Raw genomic sequence first — 24,334 nt, 5'->3', positions numbered from 1 at the left:
GAAAAGCGAATTATGTCAAAGATACTTAAAGGTACGATGTTATTAACGGCCGGCACTTTCTTGTCCAAGTTTCTAGGAATGATCTATACGGTTCCATTTGAGAACATGGTTGGAACGGAAGGTACGGATTTATTTTCAATCGCTTATGTTCCTTACAGTATATTATTAAGCCTTTCAAGCATGGGGGTACCTGTAGCTGTTTCCAAGTTTGTTTCTAAATATAACTCTCTGGGTGATTATGAAACAGGCCGCAAAATGCTAAGGGCTGGATTAACGCTCATGGCTATTACCGGGGTATTAGCTTTCTTGATTCTATTCTTCTCCGCTGGACAGGTGGCCGCCTGGACAATCGGTGAAGATTCTGAAAGGCTTGGACAGGCGACTATGGTTATCCAGATGGTAAGCTTTGCCCTGCTAGTCATTCCCCCGATGAGTATTACACGAGGTTTTTTCCAAGGACATGAATCTATGGCTCCTACAGCTGTCTCACAGGTCATAGAGCAAATTGTAAGGATTGTGTTCCTGCTCGTTTCAGTATTCATCATTATTGAAGTTCTCCAGGGGCCTACTTCGAAAGCAGTTGGCTTTGCAACGTTTGCAGCATTTATTGGAGGCATTGCATCGTGCATGGTCCTCTACTACTATTGGAGAAAGCGAAAGCCATTCTTGGACCGCCAATTAGAGGCACAAGAGTATACGTATGGACTATCGAATAAAGATATGTTTAAAGAGTTGTTTACGTATGCCGGCCCTTTTATTCTGGTTGGAATTGCAACACCGTTATACCAGCTTGTCGATCAATTCACGCTGGAAAAAGCAATAAGGGCTTCGGGCCTTGAGTATAACAATGCTTTTTCGATCATTAATTTCCTGAGTCATAAGTTAATCATGATTCCGGTCACATTAGGACTGGGGCTATCTCTGGCTTTACTGCCTGCGATAACCCAGGCGTATACGAAAAATGAAATGAGCCGGTTAAATCATCAAGTGAATCAAGCACTGCAGATTGTAGCCTTGTTGATCATCCCAGCGGTGGCAGGACTCTCGGTCGTAGCGTTTGAGGCTTATGCGACATTTTATGGAGTGGAGGAGCTGGCTTACAGAGGAGACTTGCTTCGCTGGTATGCCCCTGTAGGGTTATTCTTAGCCCTATACACCGTAACTTCATCTATCCTGCAAGGGATCAACAAGCAGAATTTTGCCGTGATCAGTTTAGGTACAGGGATTTTGATGAAGATCGGATTGAACTGGTGGCTGATTCAATTATTTGGGGCAAAAGGGGCCATCATAGCAACAGGATTGGGAGTAGCAGCTGCTGTCATCCTTAATTTTTGGAAAATCTTCACCACGATTGAATTTTCCTATCAGCAGCTTTTCAAAAGGACACTGCTAGTATTGATATTGACGACGATTATGTCAGTGGTAGTGTTTGTCTTCAAATGGGTTCTGGAATTTATGCTGGATCCAATGGAACAAAGAGTAGACGCTTTAATCGTCCTGTTTTTGAGTATTGGAGCGGGAGGTATCGTCTATCTATGGTTAAGTTACCAGACGACGCTGCTTGAGCATGTATTGGGCGGTCGCGTTCGAGTACTGGATAAGTTTCTAAAAAGAAGATAAAAGGAGGGCACGTCTTCCTATGAGAATTGATAAATTGTTAGCCAATATGGGATATGGTACGAGGAAAGAGGTAAAGAGCCTTTTAAAGGGAGGAAACGTTCGGATTAATGGAAACCCTGAAAAAAGCCCGAAAACCCATGTGAACCCGGAAGAGGATCAAATTACGGTGATGGGAGAGGAGGTAGCGTACAGGGAGTACATTTATTTAATGATGAATAAGCCTGGGGATTTGATTTCAGCCACTGAAGATTCTCATGAGACTACAGTGATTGATATCCTTCAGCCAGAGGATCAGGTTTTTGATCCGTTCCCAGTTGGAAGGCTCGATAAAGATACAGAAGGTCTGCTGTTGATCACAAATGATGGGCAATTGAATCATCGCCTCACTTCTCCTAAGAAAGATGTAGGCAAGACATATTTCGCGGTGATTGACGGGCAGGTAACTGATGAAGATGTAAAGAAATTCGCCAACGGGGTTACACTCGATGATGGATATCAGACGAAGCCGGGGCAGTTAGTGATCCTGCAATCCGGGGATATATCAGAAATTGAACTGACCATCACGGAAGGGAAATTTCATCAGGTGAAGCGGATGTTCGAAGCCGTCGATAAAAAAGTGACTTACCTTAAACGAGTGATGGTCGGAGAACTATCACTAGATGATGAGCTTGATCTTGGGGAGTATAGAGAGCTTACAGATGAAGAAATCGATTACCTGATGCAGATTACAAATTTAGAACAATAACTTTCCATAGGAACTTCAAAAAAACACCCGGAAGCCATTTCCGGGTGTCATCTATATCAATGGTTTCTATGAAATTTTGACTTTCTTTTCAGTGATTGCCCATTTTCCACGATTCGGACTTGCTACAAGCCCGTTATATTCCAAAATGCTCAAGTCCCTCTGCATCGTCCGATCCGTAATACCGAACTCGTCTGCTAACTCATTGGTCGAGACTGTCCCTCGATCTCTAATGTAAAGGTAAACAGCTTTGATACGATTGAGCATGCGGGATGATGGATGATTCAAAAAACCACTCCTTAATCGTCATTGTATGGAACTTGTGGTGCTAGTGAATCTCTGAAGTTGGTTTCATTCTACAATATTGTAGAGCCTCTTGCTACAATAATCGTTTCAATTTACAGATTATTCATCTAATTTACAAGATATTAAAATTAGGAGGATCGATTCATGTTAATATTCAGGAAACTTCTACTAAAAATGGTGCGAGTGAACCATTTGGTCCTTTTCATAGCAAGTGCCCTTTTAATCCTTTCTTCCACTATTTTAATCGTCGTGGTAGAAAATAATACATTTCCGACTCTGTTTGACGGCTTCTGGTGGGTAATGACTACGGTCACAACTGTGGGATACGGGGATTATTATCCAGTGACGGTTGCTGGTCGTTCCATTGCCATACTATTGTATGTATTAGGCATCGGTCTTATTGGTATTGTTATAGGAAAAATCATTGATGGGTTTGCCATATTCAGAAAAAAACGACTGGAAGGTGATATTGTGTTTAAAGAAAGCGGTCATTTCGTCCTTATCGGATGGTCTCAAAAGGCTCAATTTGCAGTGAAGGAAATGGTAGAAACAAATAAGAACTGCAAAATTGTCATTATTGATCAATTAAAAGAAGCTCCTGTCCTCAGCGACAATATTCATTACATAAAAGGGGATGCTTCTGATGAAATGACTCTCCAAAAAGCCAATATCTCCAAAGCGAAAGCTGTTCTTGTATTTGCTGATGAACGGATGGGGAATGAACAAATGACAGACGGGAAAACGCTCTTGATTGCTTCTTCTATTGAAACAGCAGCCCCCGATGTTCATACCATCGTAGAAATTATGGAAGAAAAGCATGTGAAAAATTTCAAGCATGCTCAAATTGATGAGTTCATCGTGTCTAATGAAACCATATCTTCACTTGCGGTAAGGTCCGCTTTCAGGAATGGTGTTTCAGGTATCTACGGGCAGCTTTTGAAGAGGTCTGTAGGGGAAGACCTTTACTTTATTCCTAAAAATAACTCCTGGAATACGTATCGGGATGCCTTTCAATCTCTTCTTGATCAAGGCGCGACTCTTATTGCTGATAAAAATGACCTGACTATAAACCGGAAATTGGATAAGTCTATTCCAGAAGAGGCTGAATTATACGCGGTCTGTGATCGAACGACCTATGAAAAGATTCTTAGTGGAGGTGAATAAGGATGGATTTCAAATCTTTGAGTGAGTACTATGAAACGGAATATATCGAAAAAGTGCAGGAACTCTTGAAAATCCCCAGTGTTTACGAAGAAGACTCCAATTTCCCCTATGGCAGACAAATCCATGATGCGTTGGAGACAATGCTTAGAATAGCTGAGGAAGACGGTTTTTTGACTAAAAATGTGGATGGGCACGGAGGACATGTTGAATATGGACAAGGGGAAGAGATCATCGGTGTGCTTGGTCATCTGGATGTCGTTCCAGCAGGATCAGGGTGGACGACTCCACCATTCGAACCGGTAATAAAAGAAGGAAAGCTGTACGCACGAGGGGCTCAGGATGATAAAGGCCCAGTGATGGCAGCCTATATGGCTATGAAACTGTTGAAAGATCAAGGGTTTGAACCAAAGAAAAAAATCCGCTTGATTCTTGGGACAGATGAGGAACGTGATTGGAAGGGAATCGATTACTATTTTAAAAAGGAACAGATGCCTTCGGTAGGGTTTACACCGGATGCTTCTTTTCCCGTCATACATGCTGAAAAAGGTTTGTTGGACGGTTATATCACTCTTCCTGTACCTAAGGAAAAAGGAGCAGTAAGCATCCTTTCCGTTGAGGGTGGGGATCGTTTGAACATGGTTCCTGATGTAGCGTCCGCCAAAGTTGTCTCCTCCCAGGATATCGAAGAGATGTTTCACAAGTACCTGGACCATTATGACTTGCGAGGAAGTATCGAGACGATGGATGGACATTTTCAGATTGTTCTACATGGAGAGCCTGTCCATGCAAGCAAACCAGATGATGGGGTGAATGCTGTCACTGCACTGCTCGGATTCCTGGAGACCCTTCCACTGTCAGATAGCGAAAAATCATTCGTGACCGTCGTTTCCAGGGCATTAGAAACGACTGACGGAAGAGGGTTGAATCTGAACATGGAAGATGATGTTTCCGGGCCTCTTACGTTCAATTTGGGCTCGATTGAGATGGACGAAAGCTCTGGCAGGTTCGGGATCAACCTTAGGTATCCTGTCCGTGCAGACTTCAACGTTATTGAACAGAGCCTAAAAAATTGGGCTGCAGAACTTGGAGGTACGTATGAAACCTATGATCACCTTTCTGCTATCCACCTTGAAATGGACCATCCGTTTGTAGAAACGCTGCTTTCTGTCTATAACCATGTAACGGGAGAAGATAGAGAGGCTATATCCATTGGAGGAGCTACCTATGCGCGTTCTCTAAATGCTGGGGTTGCGTTCGGAGCCATGTTTGACGGAAGTCCGGATACCGCCCATCAAAAAGATGAGCACGTCAAAATTTCCGATATGATCAGAGCGGTCGAAATTTATGCGCATAGTTTATATGTATTGACCAAGTAAGATACGGAGGGGCCGTTCCTGCATCAGCCTACCAGCAGTCCTAAATGACGCACCGATATATCCAAAGGCAGGGTTTCAATTTTTTGATTCGATTTCAATGACCTCATCCGTGGAATTGTGTTTCTGTGTAAGGGAAATGTAAGGATTCAGTGATCAGGAAAGGACGAGTGGTATGAGTCATCATTATTTTATAGGAATTGAAGTGAACGAGGATATAGGTGCGACATTGATGCATTGGCAGTCTATAGTAAAGAGAACAATGGAATATAAAGAATGGAGCACCAAAGAGGATCTGCACCTTACATTAAAGTTCCTGGGAAGTTGTTCCGATGAAAAGATAGAAGACTTTGTAAAACAATTGAAAAAACAGGAGTGGCCTTCCCCATACAAAATCGCTGTAGGGCCTGCTGGGGCGTTTGGTAATCCTGAAAGGCCGAGAGTTTTCCACGCTGAAGTGGAAAAGGCGGTCTCATTACTAGAAACGAAGGAAAAAGTCGAGCGTATTGGAGAAGAGTTGGGGTTCCCCAGGGAGAAGCGCAAGTATCATCCACATATCACGCTTGCAAAGAAGAATGCTCAAGGCGTCTCCCCGCTTATGACTGCAACAGAGGATTCGGTCCTTTATGATACGTATGACTTGACCGTGCATGAATTTGCTGTCTTCCGTATCCATCCTGGAAAAAATCCAAAGTACGAGAAAGTTTCGTCAATCAAAGGTGGTAGAACGTCCTGATATGGCACAATTGATAAAGTTGAAAGATTATATATCAAGATACGAGACAAACATCTACCAATATCCAAGCCAATTCATTAAGCTGAAAACGGATCATTGGAAGAAAATGAAGCACCGTTTCGAGCAGGGATTGTTTGAGCAAGCGGAAGATGAAAGGGAACCTGAAGATGAAGTGAAAGGGATCAAGCGTTTTTTTAAAGGAAAACAGGAAGAAAAAGATAAAATGGAAGAGAAAGAGGACGCTCCTCACGTACCTTCATCTAAAGAAGAATTAAAGCAGTTTTACTTGGACGGACTGATCCCATTTCAATTGAAATGGGCCACCACTACTCTTCGTGAAAAATCATTTCCTGATCCATCTTACAAAGCTAATGCCGATTTAAAGTACTTTCTTCAGAGGTTTCCCGATACATTTCTTCTTATGTTTCATCCGGTCGTAATAATGAAGAGTGCGGAAATTGAAATCGATCACCTTCTTATAGGACCTTATGGGATTGAAATCATTACGTTACTGGAACATTCAGAAGGAGGAACTGTCCATCCGACTTCAGATCATAGCTGGCTGCTTGAAAAGCAGGGAGTTCAGACAAAGGTGCTGAGCCCGATGCATTCCCTTCGCAGAGCAGAAACATTTGTCAGAAGCGTGCTGAATAAGTATAATATCGACTTTCCTTATCGCAAAGTAATCGTTTCAAAAGAAATGAACTTCGGGCCCGGTCAGGAGCCTTATTTAACGGATTGGATTGGGAAAGATCAGTATTCATCGTGGCTTCAGCAGAAAAGAACGATCAAATCCCCATTGAAACACGATCAATTGAAGGTAGCAGAAGCCCTTTTGAAACATTGTCGGACAATTGCTGTGAAACGTCCGGAATGGGAAATGGATGAGAACTTTACGGAAGAATAAGCACTTTCTCCGGCACTTCCTGAGGTTTACCTATGAAATACCCCTGGCCAAAATCCACCCCAAGTTGGTGGAGCCATTCCCATTCTTGTTGCTTTTCGATTCCTTCCGCCAGAACCTTGATGTCCAGTTTTTTTGCACGTTCCATGACCTCGTGCAGGAACGCCTGATTATGTTCATCCGAATGACAGTCCTGCACATAGGAACGATCGATCTTTAAGTAATCGGGTTGGAGCATCGTCAACATCTCTAATGTACTGTAACCTGATCCTACATCATCCAGAGCAACTTTCATCCCTGATTTTTTATACGTATCCAAAATGGATTTCAAATGCCCTACATCTTCTACTTTTTCCGTCTCCACAACTTCAAATACTATATCTCCTGGATCGATATCAAATTCTTCGATGATCTGGAAGGTGTGTTTTAAGCAGAATTCAGGGACATAAATAGTCGAGGGAAGAAAGTTGATAAATATTTTCTCTCCTGGACGTAAATGTTCAGATTTCGCTTTGACCGCTGTCCTGCGCGCCTTTTGATCAAGCATGGATTGTAGGCCGGAGCGGCTGGCATAGGTGAATAGTTCACCGGGAGAGACAGATAGATCTTTGGTTCGAAGCAGGGATTCATAGCCATAAATCTGATGATGTTTCATGTCTATAATAGGTTGCAGATGGGATTGGAAATGCCCTGAATGAATCAGTTCAGCCCATTCCGGAAATTGAAGTCTTTCATATAAATGTTGGAGAGGGATAGGGAATGAATGGGACCCATCGGTGTTCATAATATGTACCCAATCCGTAGGGTTAGACTTCTGATCGATCGTTTGAAGGGCATCTCTCACTTCTTCTTTGCTGTTGTAAGCATAAACGCAAGCCTCTGTGTTTTGATGCCTTAATGAAAGTGGTAGTCTTTTTCCATTAAGTCCGTCTGAACGTACTATTAACGACCCCTGTTCTGGTATTTGTACGGAAGTTCCGCAAAATTGGCAGTCTTTCGCCATTGTATACCCCTCCTTTTATACTAATAGTATACTAGAATAATAGGTAAAATGTATAATGATATGATAGATGGTAGGAGAAATGTCTTATGTACATAATCATTGTTAATCCGGTTGCCGGAAAAGGAAAAGCCATGGAAGTATTCCGCAGAATTCAAAAGGAACCGGGATATGAAAAAAAGAAGTGCCGCTCTTTTTTTACTGAGGAAAAGGGCCATGCGGAAAAAATGGCTGTCCAGTTATCCAAAATTCATAGAGAATCATTAAAAGGAATGATCGTTATTGGGGGAGACGGAACGCTTCATGAAGTAGTGAATGGATTAAAGTACAGTCCCGATGTACCGATAGGATTTATACCTTCAGGGTCGGGTAACGACTTCGCACGAGGTATAAACTTAAAGGAGAAGGGTGTGCAGCTATTCCACTCTTACGTAACAACCCCAAAAGGTTCCAAATTTTTCTTGGGGAGCTATACTTTGAACAAAAGGAACGCCAATAGTAAAAGAACATTTATTAATAGTATAGGGTTCGGACTGGATGGGGTTGTGGTTGCTGCAGCTAATGACCAAACCTTTCGTTTATGGACTAAAAAGCTCAAAATTACAAAGCTTACCTATACATTGGCTCTACTTCGATCGATTTCTCAGGCTGAGCCTATTTCCATGGATTTAACGCTTGATGGAAAGCGTATGAGTATTTCTAAAGCTATGATGGTGACAATCACCAATCACCCGTATTATGGGGGAGGAATGAAAATCGCTCCTCGTGCCAAAATCTCACGGAATGACTTCTCTATTTTAGTTGTTAAACCAATCTCCAAGATGAAATTGATGGCTTTGTTCATCAGTGTCTTTTTTGGACTTCATACAAAAATGAGGGAAGTAGAGGAATGGAGAGCTTCCGATATAGAGATCTCTTCTAATCGCCCCTTGCCTTATCAGGTGGATGGTCAAAGTGGTACATGTTATGAGTGTAGCTTAAAGAAAGCGGAAACATCGACAACATTCTACTTGGATTGATAGATATCTCTTGAAACTTAACAGAATGATGGGTTAATCTAAAATAAGGTAACTGTTGGACCGGTATCATGAAAGTTTTGGATCATTACCAAAGTACGATATACTAGAACAACAAACAAAGACGTGATTCAATCACAAGAGGATTTGAGGAATTGAAGGTGAATTGGTTGGAACATATACTTGGTAGTAATTGGACGATAACACCGGCAGGCGGTTCGACAGGAGAAGCCTACTATGCTCAGACGGAAGGGAAGCGTTTATTCCTTAAGCGTAATTCTTCTCCTTTTTTGGCTGTATTGTCTGCTGAAGGTATTGTACCAAAGCTTGTTTGGACCAAACGGCTTGAAAATGGAGATGTCATTACAGCACAGGAGTGGCTGGAAGGGCGCGAACTGAACCCTGAAGAAATGAAGCATCGACGTGTGGCGAACCTTCTCAGTAAGATCCACCATTCTTCAGAACTTCTTGATATGCTGATGAGACTTGGGAAACATCCATTAACACCGGATGAAATCCTGAAGGATATTAAAGCCAATCAAAAGGTACTTGATCAGCTTGATCCCCGGATTGAAATTCATCAGGCCATCAAGTTTTTAGAAAAACATGCCCACCAGGTCCATCATGATGTCCACGTCGTTTGTCATTGTGATACAAACCATAACAATTGGCTGTTATCTTCCAAAGACCAACTATATCTGATTGACTGGGATAATGCGATGGTTGCAGACCCGGCTCTGGATCTTGGGATGATGCTATACAATTATATCCCTGAAGATCACTGGAACGTATGGTTAAAAGAATACGGCATTTATCCGGATTCCCATATGTTTGAACGAATGAAGTGGTATTCCGTATCGCAGGCATTAGCATTCATCCAATGGCATCAAATGCGCGGGGAGTATGATGAGGCATCCATTAGAACGGAGAAATTAAAAACTATTATGAAGAAACACGAAATCATATAAAAAAGTTCCATCTGTTTATCAGATGGAACTTTTTTTTGCGGGCAGAGCTTTTAAGAAACGTCTCATATTGTCGCAGGAATTCTTATCAATAGTCTCCTGCTTAGCACACATAGAAAAGCGGAGGAGGGAGGCTTCCATTATTCCGAGTCCTCTTCCTCTCGCTCAAATGATGAAATTGGACAAATGAGCCATAAAAAAACCGCTGATTAGGCAGCGGTTTTTTCAGCAGTGGGTGTATATTTAAGTTTCTTTTCTTTTACTTCCGTACTCATCATTTCTGATAATTTTTCAAAAGGGTATATGAATAAAGCGTATCCTGCAAAGAAGACAGAGAAAACGGCCAATACAGTCAGTTCAATCGTTTTAGCTAACATTTTCATAGATTCGATCATCACTCCTGTTCATTGAATTGATCACGGTATCAATCTTAAATCAGTAAGCGCTTACACTCCAACCCCGTAAACCTCGCATATTGATAAAAATATCCATGGGATTCTTGTTGACTGTTGTATAGCTCACGTTAGGTCTCTTATAGGCGATTTCCTTCTATTTATCCTTCTTTAGCAACAAATATGAGAAAAATTTTTATTTTTGCCGGCTTCGTGGTACCATTTTATCGATAAGAAGGAGGAATTCAATACATGCGTTTAAGAAATAAACCTTGGGCCGATGACTTTCTAAGAGAGAATGATGAGGTTGTCGTTCAAGAACCATTTGAAATGAAAGGCAGATGGAAGGAGCTTTTTGAAAATCAAGAACAGCCCTTGCATTTAGAAATAGGATCCGGTAAAGGACAGTTTATCGCGGGTATGGGGAAGCAGCACGAAGACATTAACTTTGTCGGATTGGAATTTGTCAAAAGTGTCATTGTAGGAGCAGTTAAGAAGGTCCTGGCGGCCGGAACTTCCAATGTGCGGATGGTAAATGAAAATGCCAAAGATCTCAGAGACCTGTTTCAGGACAATGAGGTGGATCATATTTATTTGAACTTTTCCGATCCATGGCCGAAAAATAAACATGAAAAACGTCGGTTGACTTTCCATACTTTCTTAGAACAATATCAAGCGGTATTGAAAAAACAGGGTCAAGTCACATTAAAGACTGATAACAAAGGGTTATTTGAATATTCTCTTGTGAGTTTTTCTAACTATGGCATGGTATTGGAAGACGTGTCTGTGGATTTACATGCGGACGAAGATCCTTTGAATGTTCAGACAGAATATGAAGAGAAATTTGCTGCTAAAGGACAGCCGATTTATCGTTGTACCGCACGTTTCCCCGAATGATAACGTTTTCACCAGCTCTAGTTCATATGGTAGACTAGAGCTATCTTTTATGTAGGAGGAGATTCCTGGTGGAAAACTTAAGAGTAGGCCGTGCTTCACTAACATGGTTGAATGGTGGGGTTACGCATATGGATGGAGGAGCCATGTTCGGTGTTGTTCCGAAGCCTTTATGGAGTAAAAAGTACCCGGTCAATGATAACAACCAGATTGAGTTACGGACGGACCCCATTTTGTTGGAAGTGGACGGGAAGAAGCTGCTTGTCGATACAGGCATAGGGAATGACAAAATGAGTGAAAAATTGAAAAAGAATTTCGGGGTATGGGAAGAATCTTCTGTCATTCAGAGTTTAGATCGACTCAATATCCATCCGGAGGAGATTGACATCTTGCTCATGACCCATATGCATTTTGACCATGCCTGTGGTTTGACGAAATGGGAAGAGGGGGAACTGGTGCCTGCTTTTCCGAATGCTTCGATCTATACAAGTGCAGTGGAATGGGAAGAAATGCGTAACCCGAATATGAGGTCGAAAAACACGTATTGGGAGTCAAATTGGAGAGCTGTGGAAAACCTGGTACATACGTTTGAAACTTCCATTGAAATCCTTCCTGGTTTAATGATGACCCATACGGGTGGACATAGCGGTGGGCACTCGATCCTTACTTTCGAAGACGGGGAGGACAGGTTTATCCATATGGCAGATTTGATGCCTACGCACGCTCACCAAAATCCTCTTTGGGCGCTTGCCTATGACGATTATCCTGTTACATCTGTACATGAGAAGAAGAAATGGATGGATTACGGATACAAAAACAGCGCGTGGTATGTTTTTTATCACGATGCCGTATATAGAGCTTTAAAGTTTGATGAAAAAGGCCAAGTGATTGATGAGGTGAAAGAAGAAAAACATCATTATCACCCATAAAAAATACCCTCGTTGACGAGGGTATTTTTGTATTAAGCGGTCGTTTCCGCGACATCCACAATTGTACCAGTTTCTGTATCAATATAAAATTCAAACTGAGAGGTTTCACCGTCCTGATTCTTTGAGATCCCTCCACGGTAAACATCGTAATTAATTCCGTTTTTGTTCAGCTCTTCAGGTTTCATATAAATCCATGATCCGCTGATCGGCCCTTGCTTTTTGAAAGCTTCTTTGGCAATTTTTAATGCTTTCTCAGGGGTTACGCCCTGCCCATTGCTTAATTGTTCTTTAACCACGTAGCCTGCCAATGCTCCTACACCTGCAGCTAGTGCGACTTTTTTCCAGTTCATAAACCAATCACCTCACAACTTATTTCTAATCTTCAGTATACTAAATATTCCCGTTAAAAGAAAATCAAAACTGATAAAGATGACTCATTTGTAGAAACGTTTTCAAAATTCCGTTAAACTATGGAAAGAAGGAAAAAAAGGAGATGTACATATATGAATCAGGAAACGCAAAATCTTTTTAAAACCTTGACAGAACTTCCCGGAGCACCTGGGAATGAACACCTCGTACGCCAGTTTATGAGGCAGGAACTCGAAAAGTACTCTGATGAAGTCGTCCAGGATCGTCTGGGGGGCGTCTTTGGGGTGAAGAACGGAAAAGGGCCTACTGTCATGGCTGCAGGACATATGGATGAAGTCGGTTTCATGATTACTCAAATTACCGAAAATGGCATGCTCCGCTTTCAAACCCTTGGTGGCTGGTGGAACCAAGTTATGCTTGCTCAACGTGTTCAAATTATGACAGAAGAAGGCCCCGTCGTAGGTGTGATCGGTTCAATTCCTCCTCACAATTTAACACCTGAGCAGCGAAAGAAACCGATGGAAATCAAGAATATGCTGATTGATATCGGAGCTGATGATAGAGAAGATGCAAAAAAAATCGGAATTAAACCAGGGCAACCGGTTGTGCCTGTTTGTCCTTATACCCCGATGGCCAACGATAAGAAAGTGCTGGCGAAGGCTTGGGATAACCGTTATGGTTGTGGGTTATCCATTGAACTCTTAAAGGAACTTCAAGGAGAGAATCTGCCGAATAAACTTTACTCAGGAGCTACTGTCCAGGAGGAAGTGGGACTGCGTGGGGCTCAGGTTGCTGCAAATATGATTCAACCTGATATTTTCTATGCGATGGATGCTTCCCCTGCTAATGATATGAGTGGAGATAAGAAAGAATTTGGTCAACTTGGGAAAGGCGCGCTTTTAAGAATTCTGGATCGTTCGATGGTTACACACAGAGGGATGCGTGAGTTTATTCTCGACACTGCTGAATCCCATGATATCCCTTATCAATATTTCATTTCTCAAGGAGGGACGGATGCAGGGAGGGTCCATATGTCGAATGATGGAGTACCTTCTGCAGTCGTAGGAATATGCTCTCGTTATATTCATACATCTTCCTCTATCATCCATGTCGATGATTACGCCGCAGCTAAAGAACTTCTGGTTCGACTTGTCAAAGCGACTGACCAGAATACAGTAGATCAGATTAGAAGGAATGTTTGATTGGAAAAGGATGTCGTGTAAGTAGATTTCAGAAGAGATGGCTTTATGCTAGAATGGTTGAACAGGTCCCATTGATCTTGTATAAAGAATGAATCAAGAGAAATAATGGCAATATACGGCTAGAGAAGGAGAAAGGTGCTCGAAATGCTGAAAATTTATGTGGGATCCCAAAACCCTACGAAGGTTGAATCTGTAAAAAGTGTATTCACGGAAATGGCTGTTATCGGAGTCGAAGTAGAGTCTAAAGTTGCCGCTCAACCTTTTTCTGATGAAGAGACTCTAGAAGGTGCAATCAATCGTGCGCGGGAAGGCGCTCTTCAGAGTAAAGCCCACTTAGGAATTGGTCTTGAAGGTGGGGTTATGGAAATTGAGGATGACCTCTATTTATGCAATTGGGGTGCGTTAGTAGATGACAAGGAAAACGTGTATACCGCAAGTGGTGCTCGCATCCTCCTTCCTGACGAGATTAAAGCGGGTTTGGAAAAAGGAAAAGAACTTGGAGAGGTCATGGATGAATACACGGATAAACACGACGTAAGGAAAAATGAAGGGGCCATCGGTATTTTCACCAATGGTTTAATTGACAGAGAAGAAATGTTCACCCATATCGTTAAATTATTAAAAGGGCAATGGTCATATGATCAATAAAAAAGGATGCGTCCATAGGGACGCATCCTTTTTTGAAGGCTTATTCATACACGTAGGCGAGAACTTCCAGGGCTTGTTCCAAGGTTTCCACCGTCACATCCGCTTGATTCGATATTTCTTTCAAAGGATGAACGAGGGAGTCTGGTCTGACTAAGATCAATGGTTTCCCAGCTTGAAGGGCCGCTCCCGCGTCCATAGCTGTATTCCATTGTTTATATGATTCACCGAAATAAGCAATTACAGCATCAGATTTTTGCAGCAGGAGGCGTGTTCTGAAATTATTAACGCCTGAAGCAGCATCGTCTCTGTAAATTTTGTTGGGCTGCTCTCCTAAAATCTTCTCTCCGATATCATCGGAGTGGGCATGATTTTCTTGTGGACCTACGTAGTGGATGGATAAATTCTGTTCTTTCGTCAGCTTGTTCAATTCTCCACGCCAATCCTCATGAATCTGGCCTGCCAGGTAAATGGTTAAATCCAATGGATATCCCTCCCATGTATATTTTTCATATTTTTAGTATGAAAGATATGGAAAAGGAAGTCCAGTAGAGTACATTGCTCCTGGACTTCCTGGAATTTAGGAAGACAACCTCTCATCTTCCACGTGTGTATCCGTATGGCTTGCTTCTTCAGAATTTAAGTCTTCTGTTCTTTCAAGTTCCAATTGATCTTCAGCTTCAGCAAATATTTCACTTTGTGTAGAAATGGAGGCATCTGGATGATCAGCTTCTTCTGACTCAGGGCGTTCGTTCATATTGAATTGACTGATTTCAGCTGATAATTCCTGGGACAGTCCCTGAAGGTCTGTCGCTGAGGTATGAACTTGTTCTATGGAGGTCAATTGATTCTCACTTGATGCGGCGACTTCCTCGGCGGTTGCCACAGCTTCTTCAGATATGACGCTGATGCTGTGCAGTCGTTCTTTTACTTCTTCATTCACTCGATCTACACCATCGACTGCGTCGTTCACTTCTTTAATCTGTTTATTCATCGACTGGACATATGAGGCGATACGACTAAATGCATCCTTGGTCTGGGTCACAGCTTCATCTTGTGAAGTTTGATAGTCCTGGAATTTTTCTGATTCCTCAGATAAGGTATTCATCTGAGCGGACATGACAGCGACCATTTCCTGAATGCTTCCTGCTTCTTTCTTAGACCTCTCAGCTAATTTCCTCACTTCATCTGCGACGACTGCAAAGCCTTTGCCCGCTTCCCCCGCTCGGGCTGATTCAATGGCTGCATTTAACGCCAAGAGGTTCGTGCTGTCTGCGATTCCTTCAATAGTGGCTACAATTTTGTTGACTTCTTCAGATTTTCGGGAGGCGTTTTGAACTTCTTCCGTCATATGAGAGGCAAGCTTTATGAAGTTGCCTGAAGTCTTTTCTAACTCCGCCACTGTACGTAAGCCTGCATTTCCTTCGGTTTCCGCTTCTTTTAGCTTCGTTTCAATCGTCCCGGTTGCTTTCTTAGTATTTGTGATTGCTGCTGTCACTTCCTCGATGAAATGATGGGTTTCATCGATTTTTTGCGCCTGATCCTGGGAACCCGCAGCTACTTGACTGATGGCTTCATTTACTTCCTCTGCTTGATTGGTCGTCTGATCCGAAATATGTGCAAGATTTTCAGACGAGGAATTCAGCACGGTGGTGGCTTGTAGAACTTTTCGGACGGACTGTTCCATACGGTCTGCCATATGGTTGAATTGAAGGCCAAGTTCTGCCATTTCATCTTTGGAAGTCAAGTCTACCCGGTGGGAAAGATCTCCTTCACCAATGATTGTCGCACTTTCCTTCAGTCGGTCAATGGATTTCTTAATTGATCGAATTAATATGACACCGGTGATCAAAATGATTAATAAGATGGCCCCTCCGATCAGTGCGAGCAAAGTCATCAACCATTGCTGGCGCTGCTGCTGTTGTTCAAGCATGGAGGCATTTAATTGATTTGCAGTTGACATGACGGCTTCCACTTCACTGGAGACGCCTGCTGCAATGCTTTCAAAAGAGGATCGAATAGCGTTGGCCTGGGAGAATGTGTTATCCATTGAGTTGATCGTCTGTTCATATTTTAATAGGTTTCTGTTCAACGTAGCCGCTTGATCTTCATCCAAATTTAGATTAGTAATCGTGTCTTCAAAGTTCTGAGCGCTTGATTTAAATGCAGACAATTGATCAGCATTAGGATTATTGATGTAATTCCTTTCACTTACCTTCATGGAAAGAAGTGAATTTTTCAGAGTTTCATTTCCTAAAGTGTCGATAACTTTATTGAATTGGTCATAAGAGGATTGGATATGTTGGTGCAGCCCCTGATCTTCAGAATAACCCACCAATTTGTACATGTTGACCAATGGTTCTAGTTCTTCTTCATATTGAACCGCTTTTTTTGTGATTTCTGTAAACTTGCTTTCGATTTCAGGGTATTTTTGATACTCCTTGGCATACGTGCCAGCGGAATTTTTTACAGCCTGGATGGCACCCGCTGCCGCTTCACCTTGTTCGGCGCTTGGATCATAAAAAAATTGTTGTTGTTCATTCAATGTCTGTGCCATCAAATAATTGATTTCTTGACTGTCTACTAGAGATTGCTGGATCGTCTTCGTTTGTTGAGCCATTTCTTTCTGCTCCTGGAAAAAGTATGTAGAAAAACCAAATACGACGAAAATCCCTACAATCGCTGCAATCAATAGAAAACGCATCCGTCCTCTAATCGACTTCATGTGACTCCTCCTTTTAAAAATTCACAAATTTCTTTATATACTGATTAATTATAGAACTTTTTATCTAGTAAAACAATAGGAGAAAGATTTGTTTGAGTGAGTCTTTAGGCTTATGAGTGAGATCAATTGTGTATTTACACCTGTTTGAAATAGGTGTATGATTGTTTTTGGTAAAAAGGAGGTTATTCCATGCGTGCATTTTTAAAAAGGAAAGGTGTACACCTTTCCTTTCAAGCATATTTTGTTACTGCACTAAGCTATATGGCTTTGGGACTTTTTTCATCATTAATTATCGGATTGATTATTAAAACGATAGGGGAACAGACGAATATTATTGTCCTTTCAGACACCTTTGTTGAGATGGGGACATTTGCTATGGATACGAAAATATGGGGCGGTGCTATAGGAGCTGCTATAGCCTATGGATTAAAAGCCCCCCCATTAGTCATTTTCGCAGCATTGTTCAGTGGTGCTTCAGGGGCGGAACTTGGAGGCCCTGCTGGAAGTTATATCGCTGCGTTACTGGCTACTGAATTCGGAAAAATGATTAGTAAAGAAACAAAACTCGATATCATACTGACTCCGTTCGTTACGATTATTGTCGGTTACATTGTAGGGTCGGCCATTGGGGCACCCATTGGTCAATTCATGACGGGCATCGGGGGCATCATTAATTGGGCTGCCCAGCAGCAGCCTCTGATCATGGGGGCCTTAGTAGCCGTATTAATGGGATTGGCTTTGACAGCACCTATTTCCAGTCTGGCTATCGCTTTGATGCTCTCACTGGAAGGTGTCGCAGCTGGAGCGGCTACTATCGGTTGTGCGGCTCAAATGATAGGGTTTGCAACCATCAGCTATAAAGATAACGGTTTTGGTGGTGCTTTGGCCCAAGGGGTAGGAACATCGATGCTTCAAATAGCAAACGTGGTTAAAAAGCCTCTCATCATCCTCCCCCCAACCATTGCAGGCGCTGTATTAGCTCCAATTGCCACAGTCTGGTGGAACATGGAGAACAACGCTGCAGGAGCAGGTATGGGGACAAGTGGTTTTGTAGGACAAATTATGACCTTTGAGTCGATGGGGTTTTCATGGGGAATTTTCACCCTGATCATTATCTTTCATTTTCTAGGTCCGGCTTTGATCAGTTATCTTTTGGCCCTCTGGTTCCGGAAAAAGGGATGGATTCAGCCAGGTGATATGATTATCGATTATGATTGACGGTATGCTAAAATGTCGTTGGAGGTGAAGAGTAATGATTACATTAAAGTCAGATCAGCAAATGAAAGAACTTCAAAATAATGAATCTGTTATCTTTTTATTCTCTGCAGACTGGTGCCCGGATTGCAGAGTGATTGAACCATTCCTTCCCGAGTTGGAAGAAAAATATAAGGAGTGGAACTTTGTTTACGTGGATCGTGATCAATTCATCCACATCTGCGCAGAAAACGACATTTTCGGGATCCCAAGTTTTCTTGCTTTTCAAGACGGTAAAGAAGCCGGTCGGTTTGTAAGCAAGGATAGAAAAACAAAAGAACAAATAGAAGAATTCATTCAAAAGCTTAACCAGTAACACAGGAAAGGTCGTGCAGTAGTACGGCCTTTTTATTTTTTGACTCTGTTAAAGTTTACTGTTGCTATTACTGCAAATAGGAACTTCCGATTTTATGGAAGTTCCTTTTTTATATTTGGCTTATTCAACGAAAGCTCCCTTTTCTTGAAGACTCAGCTTCGAGATGTTTGTGTGATTCTAGGGGCTCCGGGAAAAGGTTCGCTTTCCATGGGGCGGGCGGTGAGCCTCCTCAGGCTACGCCTTCCGGGGTCTCACCTGTCCCACACGTCCCATAGGAGTCTCACCGTTTCCCTCCGCCCCCTTGACCTTATAAGTGACTCGAAGCCACTTTAAAAAGGGTGAGCTTGAATGGTTGAGGTTCGAACATCTGTATGGATTCGTAAGTTTCCAATTCTTCTCCCCTAGGCAGGCAAATCGTGCGTAGTAGCAAGCATTTGCGTATGCTAAACGTTCATGGGGTAGAGATGATATCATTCCCTTCTCTTACCCATACAAGCTGATTTTTTAAGTAGTGGTTTCGAGAGACTTATATGGCAAAGGGGCGGAGGGGAATGGCGAGACTCCTACCTTAAGTGTGCAGGCGCCTCGTTCAGCGGCGTATGGACTGGACTGAGCTGGAGGAGATAAAGGAAACACGAAGAACGAAGAGATTCGATGTTGACTTATCGTACAGAAGCGAGGGAAGTCTCACTAGCCGCTAGGCGCAGAAACCGGATATCTACGAGGAAGAGAGTGCTTGGTGAGACCCCGCAAGGCGTTAGCCTGAGGAGGCTCGCCGCGCTCCCGCGGAAAGCGAGCTATTCCGCGCAGCCCCTATCCACTCAACAAATGTCTCGAAACTGAGTCTTAAACAATCCTGACCTAAGCGAAAGGCTCCGTTTCGAGATAATAATCCAACAAGATTCAATGGTTGGATCGTGAAAGTAGATCATCTAAAGGTTTTGATACTTGGAAATAAATCTCCTTTACCTTCCCATTATTCATTGTCACTTCCATCCGTTGATGCAAATATCAACACTGATCTTTAACAGAGCCTAAACAAAAAGACATCATCTATTACATTTCTCCAGGATCTCTAAGGGGTAAATATTCACGAAGGTCAGAGCTGCTTCTTGTTTTGTGATGCACGGTGATATGTGTATAATAGAAAATGGTGTAGTTTGAAGGAACGAAATTCTTTCTTCCCATAATAAAGGAGGAAAAAAGATGAAGATGACTAGTATAAAAATGAAGAAAAAACTTGAAGAACGTTTGGCACGAGATGAGTGGAGAACGACATTTAATCGAGATAAAGACACTTTCCGTATCGAGTGGAAAGACACGGGAAAGGGCATAACCATTACCATTCCTAATGTGATTTCCAAGTATGAAGCTCGTGGGGAAGAGGCTGTCGATGAACTGGAAGACCATGTGACAGAAGCTCTTCGAGTTATGAATGAAGATCACAAGCTTTCAGGGAAAGAACAACACATTTTTCCTGTGATTCGAGCTGCTTCCTTCCCGACTGAAACCGAGCAGGGGAAAAAGTTGATTTATGTTGATCACACGGCCGAAACCCGTATATATTATGCTCTGGATCTTGGTAAATCCTATCAATTAATTGATGAGAAGATGCTTGAGAACGAGGGTTGGACCATGGATCGGATTAAAGAAGTAGCCGGCTTTAATGTGCGCTCTCTACCCATAGAATTAAAACAGGACAGTGTATATGGGAATGATTTTTATTTCCACTCTGCCAGAGACGGATATGATGCCAGCAGAATTTTGAATGAAGCGCTTCTCGAAAAGCTGAAAGCTGAATGTAAAGGGGAGCTTGCCATCAGTATTCCTCACCAGGATGTCATTATCTTTGCAGATGTCCAAAATTCAGAAGGATATGATATATTAGCTCAGATGGCTATGAAATTCTTTGCTGAGGGCACAGTGCCTGTGACCTCTTTATCCTTCCTGTATGAAGATAAGCAGTTGGAACCAATATTCATTCTTGCTCAAAAGAAACCGAAAAAGGATCGAAAGGAAGAGTAGAACATGGATGTATTTTATAACAACCAGGGGATCGGGGACGTCCTGATCATTCCTATTAAAGAAGGCGATCGTGATACGTTTAAGCAGGAAGCCTACGGAGACGTTGTTAAAATAACAGACAGCAGGGACGGCTCTTTGCTGGGGTATAATATTTTCAACGCTTCGCAGTATTTTAATATCGAAGGCCAAGGGAAAATGCGCTTGACGGAAGAAATGCTGACTCCGATTAAAAATTTGTTCACCAAAAATCAATTGGATGATGTGCTTGATTTTGACTTGAGCCCGAAATTCGTTATTGGTTATGTTAAGGAGAAAGAAGGGCATGAGAATGCGGATAAATTAAGTGTCTGCCAAGTAGATGTCGGAGATGAAACGCTACAAATTGTCTGCGGGGCCCCGAATATTGATCAGGGGCAGAAAGTCATTGTGGCTAAAGTAGGAGCAGTCATGCCAGGCGGGATGAAGATCAAAGATGCAAAACTTAGAGGCGTTCCTTCTTCAGGGATGATCTGTTCCGCAAAAGAATTGAACTTGCCGGATGCACCAACAGAAAAAGGGATTTTAGTCCTTGATGAAGATGCTGTTGTCGGGCAGCCTTTCGAAGTTTAATCAAGATACATTGAAGCAAAGCAGTTAACTGCTTTGCTTTTTTTGATGCAAAAGTCATTTTTAAAGGTATTGTAAACCAACCAGGTCCGGAAACCTGTTAAAATAGGGATAATCCTATAAGTGATTTAATACTTGAAAAGAGAGTGAACGTAATGTGGAAAGACTTAAAAAATAAGATGAAAAAATGGTTGGAACCAGAAGAGAAAACGGAACAAGAATCGCTACATAACATACAGGAAAGAAATGAAGTAAACGCCAAAACAAAAATGACTTACCGATACCCGAAACAAGGAGAATTCCGTTTCCCTGTTATCCCGGATTCTAACGAGAGATTGAATACAGACAACAGTGAATACCAACGCCCTCGTCGGAAGAAACCCGTGGAAGAGCGGAGTCAGCCAGAGAGCTCTCCACAGCGAATAAAGCGGACTCGTAAGGATGAAAGTTTTTCTGTAGAGCTGCCGGAAACTTCGCCGATCCCATTTACACCGACTGATGTTCCTTCTCCGATCTATGGCTATCAGTCCAGACAGCTGACTAAGGGTTTGGAAAAGTTAGAATATGCTGTGGAAGAACAACAAACACAGCCTGAATTTTTTACAGATTCTCATGATGAAAAACAATGGCAGAAGTTACGAGAGCGGATGAGAGCCCGCGTGGATCATGGTAACTCAACCCCGGCCGATGCTCCGGAAGTTGAAGAGGTGAGGGAAGAGGCAGCTTCCACTGAAACTCATTCCCTTTCTGATGAGATTACGGATGACGCTCCTGAAAAGTTGAAAAGAGATACAGGGAACCCTTCCAAGGAAGGTCCAAAGTCTTCTTTTAGTCAAGAGGATAAGGATGGGGGTTCTGATGCAGAAGAGAGGAAAGAGTCTGATGAGGAACATGTAGAGGGAGGCTCTCCAGTGGATGGAGGAGAAGAGTCGCAGGATGTATCTCTTCCTATAACCGAACAGCCTTCTAAGGAAAATGAAAGTGAACAGGATAAATTCCGGAGTGCGAGGCATGATGTTCCTTTATTGGAACTTGAAGATGAATTGGATGATGGACAGCCGGACACTGATTCAGAACTGGAAGAGGAACAATCAGAAAATGAGGCTCGTGAGCCTCTAGTTACATCTTCTGACACTGAGGAACTTATAGAAGCCGAAAGCCAACCCGATTTATTTGAGTCCCCTCCTGAGGAAGGAAAGGAGCGTCATCCCCTTCCATCTTCAGGTCGAGAAGAACATGAGGGTGGCAAAGCGGGAGAAGACTCCGATGACGAGTCATTCTCAGAAGATCAACCATTGACTTCAGGCGAATATGAAACTTCATATGACGAACCGCTTCCACCAACGGATTCCATTGAAGAAGATGAGGTAATGTATCAACAGACGGAAGTGGAAAAACCTAAAGAAGAAGAAACGTCCAAGGCACAGTTGGCAACAGAGGAACGATCAGTCTCCAGGAATGGGGCAACGCCTCCGAATAAGAAAGAAGAAAAAAGAAGCGTTCCATTCAATGTCCTTATGACGCCAAGAGACAAGCGGAATCGTGATCAAGGGAATCCGCAACCGCGCAAGGAGCGAACAGAAGAAAAGAATGAGGAACAGAAGGTTTCAGTAGAGAAATCAGAAACACAACCGCGGGTGGAATACCAAACCCCGATGCACCTTTTGGAAGATCCTGTCCTGCCTTCCTCATCGGATGATAGCTGGATCACAGAACAAATGGAACTTCTGGAAACAACGTTAAGGCATTTCCATGTTCGTGCCAAGGTTGTCAATGCCATGAAAGGGCCGACTGTGACAAGGTTTGAAGTGCAACCGGAGCCTGGTGTGAAAGTCAGTAAGATTACAAACCTCACGGATGATATCAAACTAAGTATGGCTGCTCGTGATATAAGGATTGAAGCTCCAATCCCTGGTAAGCAGGCGGTGGGGATTGAAATCCCGAATAAACAATCCATGATGGTCGGTTTGCAGGAAATCTTTGAGTCTGAGGCTTTCCAGAGCGACGCTTCCCCTTTAACGGTAGGCTTGGGACTGGACATTGGCGGAGACTCCATTGTTACCAATCTTAAAAAGATGCCTCATGGATTGATTGCGGGAGCGACAGGCTCCGGAAAGAGTGTCTGCATAAATACAATCTTGATCAGCCTCCTGTATAAAGCCCACCATGAAGATGTGAAGTTTTTACTTATCGATCCAAAAATGGTGGAACTCGCTCCATATAACGAGCTTCCACATTTGGTGTCTCCAGTCATAACGGATGTAAAAGCGGCTACGACAGCGTTGAAATGGGCTGTGAAAGAAATGGAAGAACGTTATGAAAAATTCGTGGAAGAAGGCGTCCGCGATGTTGAACGGTACAACGAGAAAATGACCAAGCAGAATAGAAAGGCCGAAAAGCTGCCGTATTTAGTCATCGTTATTGATGAGCTGGCGGACTTGATGATGGTGTCCCCTCAGGATGTAGAAGATGCCATTTGTAGAATCGCACAGAAAGCGAGAGCTTGTGGAATCCACCTCCTTCTGGCAACACAGCGGCCGTCAGTTGATGTTATTACTGGTTTGATCAAGGCGAATATCCCTACAAGAATCGCTTTCAGCGTTTCCTCTCAAGTGGACTCCAGAACGATTATCGACTCCGGGGGCGCAGAGAAGCTGCTGGGAAGAGGAGATATGTTGTTTATTGAAAATGGATCAGGGCAGCCTGTAAGGATCCAGGGAGCATTTGTATCTGATGATGAAATTGAAAGGGTGACCAACCACGTCAAAAAGGTGGCCCCGCCGCAGTACCTTTTTCATCAGGAAGAATTGATGAAACAAGTATCCACGGAAGAAGAAACCGATGTTTTGTTCGATGAAGCTGTAGATTTCGTTGTTGGTCAGAATGGAGCAAGCGCATCTCTTATCCAGCGCAGGTTCAAAGTAGGGTATAACCGTGCAGCAAGATTAATCGATCAAATGGAAGCATACGGGATCATTTCAGAACAAAAAGGGAGCAAGCCCAGGGACATCCTATTAACGAAGCAGCAAATAGACGAAATGATGGAGTAATCCATCATTTTGGCAAAAACCTTGTGCAAAACTTCTCAATTTTATATGATTAACAATGAATGAAAACAGAGTTATTATGACCTCTATGTTTAAGGAGTTAA

23 protein-coding genes are annotated in these 24,334 nt (G+C 42.7%); 17 read left to right on the top strand and 6 right to left on the bottom strand.

The window, feature by feature from the left end; translation table 11 throughout:
* Positions 1-12 precede the first annotated feature (12 nt).
* Positions 13-1,620, top strand: coding sequence for a putative polysaccharide biosynthesis protein (locus tag ACXADE_RS14770; RefSeq protein ID WP_474981205.1), 1,608 nt, complete (start codon positions 13-15; stop codon positions 1,618-1,620).
* Positions 1,621-1,639: 19 nt separating this feature from the next.
* On the top strand, positions 1,640-2,365 hold the full coding sequence (locus tag ACXADE_RS14765) for a pseudouridine synthase (RefSeq protein WP_474981204.1): 726 nt from the start codon (positions 1,640-1,642) through the stop codon (positions 2,363-2,365).
* Positions 2,366-2,431: 66 nt separating this feature from the next.
* Here ACXADE_RS14765 and ACXADE_RS14760 read toward each other — a convergent pair whose 3' ends face one another.
* Positions 2,432-2,650, bottom strand: a complete 219-nt coding sequence (locus tag ACXADE_RS14760) for a DeoR family transcriptional regulator (protein WP_474981203.1) — start codon at positions 2,648-2,650, stop codon at positions 2,432-2,434.
* Between the two features lie 162 nt (positions 2,651-2,812).
* On the opposite strand from ACXADE_RS14760, the gene ACXADE_RS14755 reads away from it, so the two are divergent.
* The 4 genes from ACXADE_RS14755 to ACXADE_RS14740 all read left to right on the top strand — a co-directional run bounded on the left by ACXADE_RS14755 (position 2,813) and on the right by ACXADE_RS14740 (position 6,848).
* Positions 2,813-3,832 (top strand): ion channel, encoded by a 1,020-nt coding sequence (locus ACXADE_RS14755; protein ID WP_474981202.1) that lies wholly within the window; start codon positions 2,813-2,815, stop codon positions 3,830-3,832.
* A 2-nt stretch (positions 3,833-3,834) separates the two neighbouring features.
* Positions 3,835-5,208 carry a dipeptidase PepV gene (gene pepV, locus ACXADE_RS14750; RefSeq protein WP_474981201.1) on the top strand — a complete coding sequence of 458 codons (1,374 nt, stop codon included), beginning with the start codon at positions 3,835-3,837 and terminating at the stop codon, positions 5,206-5,208.
* A 172-nt stretch (positions 5,209-5,380) separates the two neighbouring features.
* Positions 5,381-5,941, top strand: coding sequence for an RNA 2',3'-cyclic phosphodiesterase (gene thpR / locus ACXADE_RS14745; protein ID WP_474981200.1), 561 nt, complete (start codon positions 5,381-5,383; stop codon positions 5,939-5,941).
* A 1-nt stretch (position 5,942) separates the two neighbouring features.
* Positions 5,943-6,848 carry a nuclease-related domain-containing protein gene (locus ACXADE_RS14740; protein ID WP_474981199.1) on the top strand — a complete coding sequence of 302 codons (906 nt, stop codon included), beginning with the start codon at positions 5,943-5,945 and terminating at the stop codon, positions 6,846-6,848.
* Here the strand turns inward: ACXADE_RS14740 and ACXADE_RS14735 are convergent.
* Positions 6,835-7,848, bottom strand: a complete 1,014-nt coding sequence (locus tag ACXADE_RS14735) for an EAL domain-containing protein (RefSeq protein WP_474981198.1) — start codon at positions 7,846-7,848, stop codon at positions 6,835-6,837. The genes ACXADE_RS14740 and ACXADE_RS14735 overlap by 14 nt on opposite strands.
* A gap of 86 nt (positions 7,849-7,934) precedes the next feature.
* On the opposite strand from ACXADE_RS14735, the gene ACXADE_RS14730 reads away from it, so the two are divergent.
* A complete protein-coding gene (locus ACXADE_RS14730) occupies positions 7,935-8,864 on the top strand; it encodes a diacylglycerol/lipid kinase family protein (protein ID WP_474981197.1) in 930 nt (309 codons plus the stop codon).
* A gap of 158 nt (positions 8,865-9,022) precedes the next feature.
* A complete protein-coding gene (locus ACXADE_RS14725) occupies positions 9,023-9,829 on the top strand; it encodes a phosphotransferase (RefSeq protein WP_474981196.1) in 807 nt (268 codons plus the stop codon).
* 206 nt (positions 9,830-10,035) lie between these two features.
* Here ACXADE_RS14725 and ACXADE_RS14720 read toward each other — a convergent pair whose 3' ends face one another.
* The gene (locus ACXADE_RS14720) at positions 10,036-10,221 is read right to left on the bottom strand and encodes a hypothetical protein (protein WP_474981195.1); all 186 of its coding nucleotides are present in this window, start codon (positions 10,219-10,221) and stop codon (positions 10,036-10,038) included.
* Between the two features lie 249 nt (positions 10,222-10,470).
* Between ACXADE_RS14720 and trmB the strand changes: the two genes are divergently transcribed.
* On the top strand, positions 10,471-11,115 hold the full coding sequence (gene trmB / locus ACXADE_RS14715; RefSeq protein ID WP_474981194.1) for a tRNA (guanosine(46)-N7)-methyltransferase TrmB: 645 nt from the start codon (positions 10,471-10,473) through the stop codon (positions 11,113-11,115).
* Positions 11,116-11,183: 68 nt separating this feature from the next.
* Complete coding sequence (locus ACXADE_RS14710) at positions 11,184-12,041, top strand: YtnP family quorum-quenching lactonase (RefSeq protein WP_474981193.1); 858 nt, start codon at positions 11,184-11,186, stop codon at positions 12,039-12,041.
* Positions 12,042-12,073: 32 nt separating this feature from the next.
* On the opposite strand, the gene ACXADE_RS14705 is transcribed toward ACXADE_RS14710, so the two are convergent.
* A complete protein-coding gene (locus ACXADE_RS14705) occupies positions 12,074-12,391 on the bottom strand; it encodes a PepSY domain-containing protein (RefSeq protein WP_075034533.1) in 318 nt (105 codons plus the stop codon).
* 153 nt (positions 12,392-12,544) lie between these two features.
* Between ACXADE_RS14705 and ACXADE_RS14700 the strand changes: the two genes are divergently transcribed.
* Positions 12,545-13,612: a M42 family metallopeptidase gene (locus ACXADE_RS14700; RefSeq protein ID WP_474981192.1), complete on the top strand. Its 1,068-nt coding sequence runs from the start codon at positions 12,545-12,547 to the stop codon at positions 13,610-13,612.
* 147 nt (positions 13,613-13,759) lie between these two features.
* Positions 13,760-14,260: a DUF84 family protein gene (locus tag ACXADE_RS14695; protein WP_474982239.1), complete on the top strand. Its 501-nt coding sequence runs from the start codon at positions 13,760-13,762 to the stop codon at positions 14,258-14,260.
* A gap of 40 nt (positions 14,261-14,300) precedes the next feature.
* Here ACXADE_RS14695 and ACXADE_RS14690 read toward each other — a convergent pair whose 3' ends face one another.
* The gene (locus ACXADE_RS14690; protein WP_474981191.1) at positions 14,301-14,741 is read right to left on the bottom strand and encodes a YtoQ family protein; all 441 of its coding nucleotides are present in this window, start codon (positions 14,739-14,741) and stop codon (positions 14,301-14,303) included.
* 96 nt (positions 14,742-14,837) lie between these two features.
* Positions 14,838-16,982 (bottom strand): methyl-accepting chemotaxis protein, encoded by a 2,145-nt coding sequence (locus ACXADE_RS14685; protein WP_474981190.1) that lies wholly within the window; start codon positions 16,980-16,982, stop codon positions 14,838-14,840.
* 189 nt (positions 16,983-17,171) lie between these two features.
* Here ACXADE_RS14685 and ACXADE_RS14680 point away from each other — a divergent pair, with 189 nt between their 5' ends.
* The 5 genes from ACXADE_RS14680 (at position 17,172) to ACXADE_RS14660 (ending at position 24,233) form a co-directional block, all read left to right on the top strand.
* Complete coding sequence (locus ACXADE_RS14680) at positions 17,172-18,200, top strand: PTS sugar transporter subunit IIC (RefSeq protein ID WP_474981189.1); 1,029 nt, start codon at positions 17,172-17,174, stop codon at positions 18,198-18,200.
* A gap of 34 nt (positions 18,201-18,234) precedes the next feature.
* Positions 18,235-18,552 (top strand): thioredoxin family protein, encoded by a 318-nt coding sequence (locus ACXADE_RS14675; RefSeq protein ID WP_474981188.1) that lies wholly within the window; start codon positions 18,235-18,237, stop codon positions 18,550-18,552.
* A 1,206-nt stretch (positions 18,553-19,758) separates the two neighbouring features.
* Positions 19,759-20,577 (top strand): DUF1444 domain-containing protein, encoded by an 819-nt coding sequence (locus tag ACXADE_RS14670; RefSeq protein ID WP_474981187.1) that lies wholly within the window; start codon positions 19,759-19,761, stop codon positions 20,575-20,577.
* Between the two features lie 3 nt (positions 20,578-20,580).
* Positions 20,581-21,186, top strand: coding sequence for a YtpR family tRNA-binding protein (gene ytpR / locus ACXADE_RS14665; RefSeq protein ID WP_474981186.1), 606 nt, complete (start codon positions 20,581-20,583; stop codon positions 21,184-21,186).
* A 152-nt stretch (positions 21,187-21,338) separates the two neighbouring features.
* The gene (locus ACXADE_RS14660) at positions 21,339-24,233 is read left to right on the top strand and encodes a DNA translocase FtsK (RefSeq protein ID WP_474981185.1); all 2,895 of its coding nucleotides are present in this window, start codon (positions 21,339-21,341) and stop codon (positions 24,231-24,233) included.
* Positions 24,234-24,334: the final 101 nt, after the last annotated feature.

It is taken from the genome of Halobacillus sp. ABR2_026 (assembly GCF_056158545.1).
This window is presented reverse-complemented; position numbering and strand designations above follow the sequence as displayed.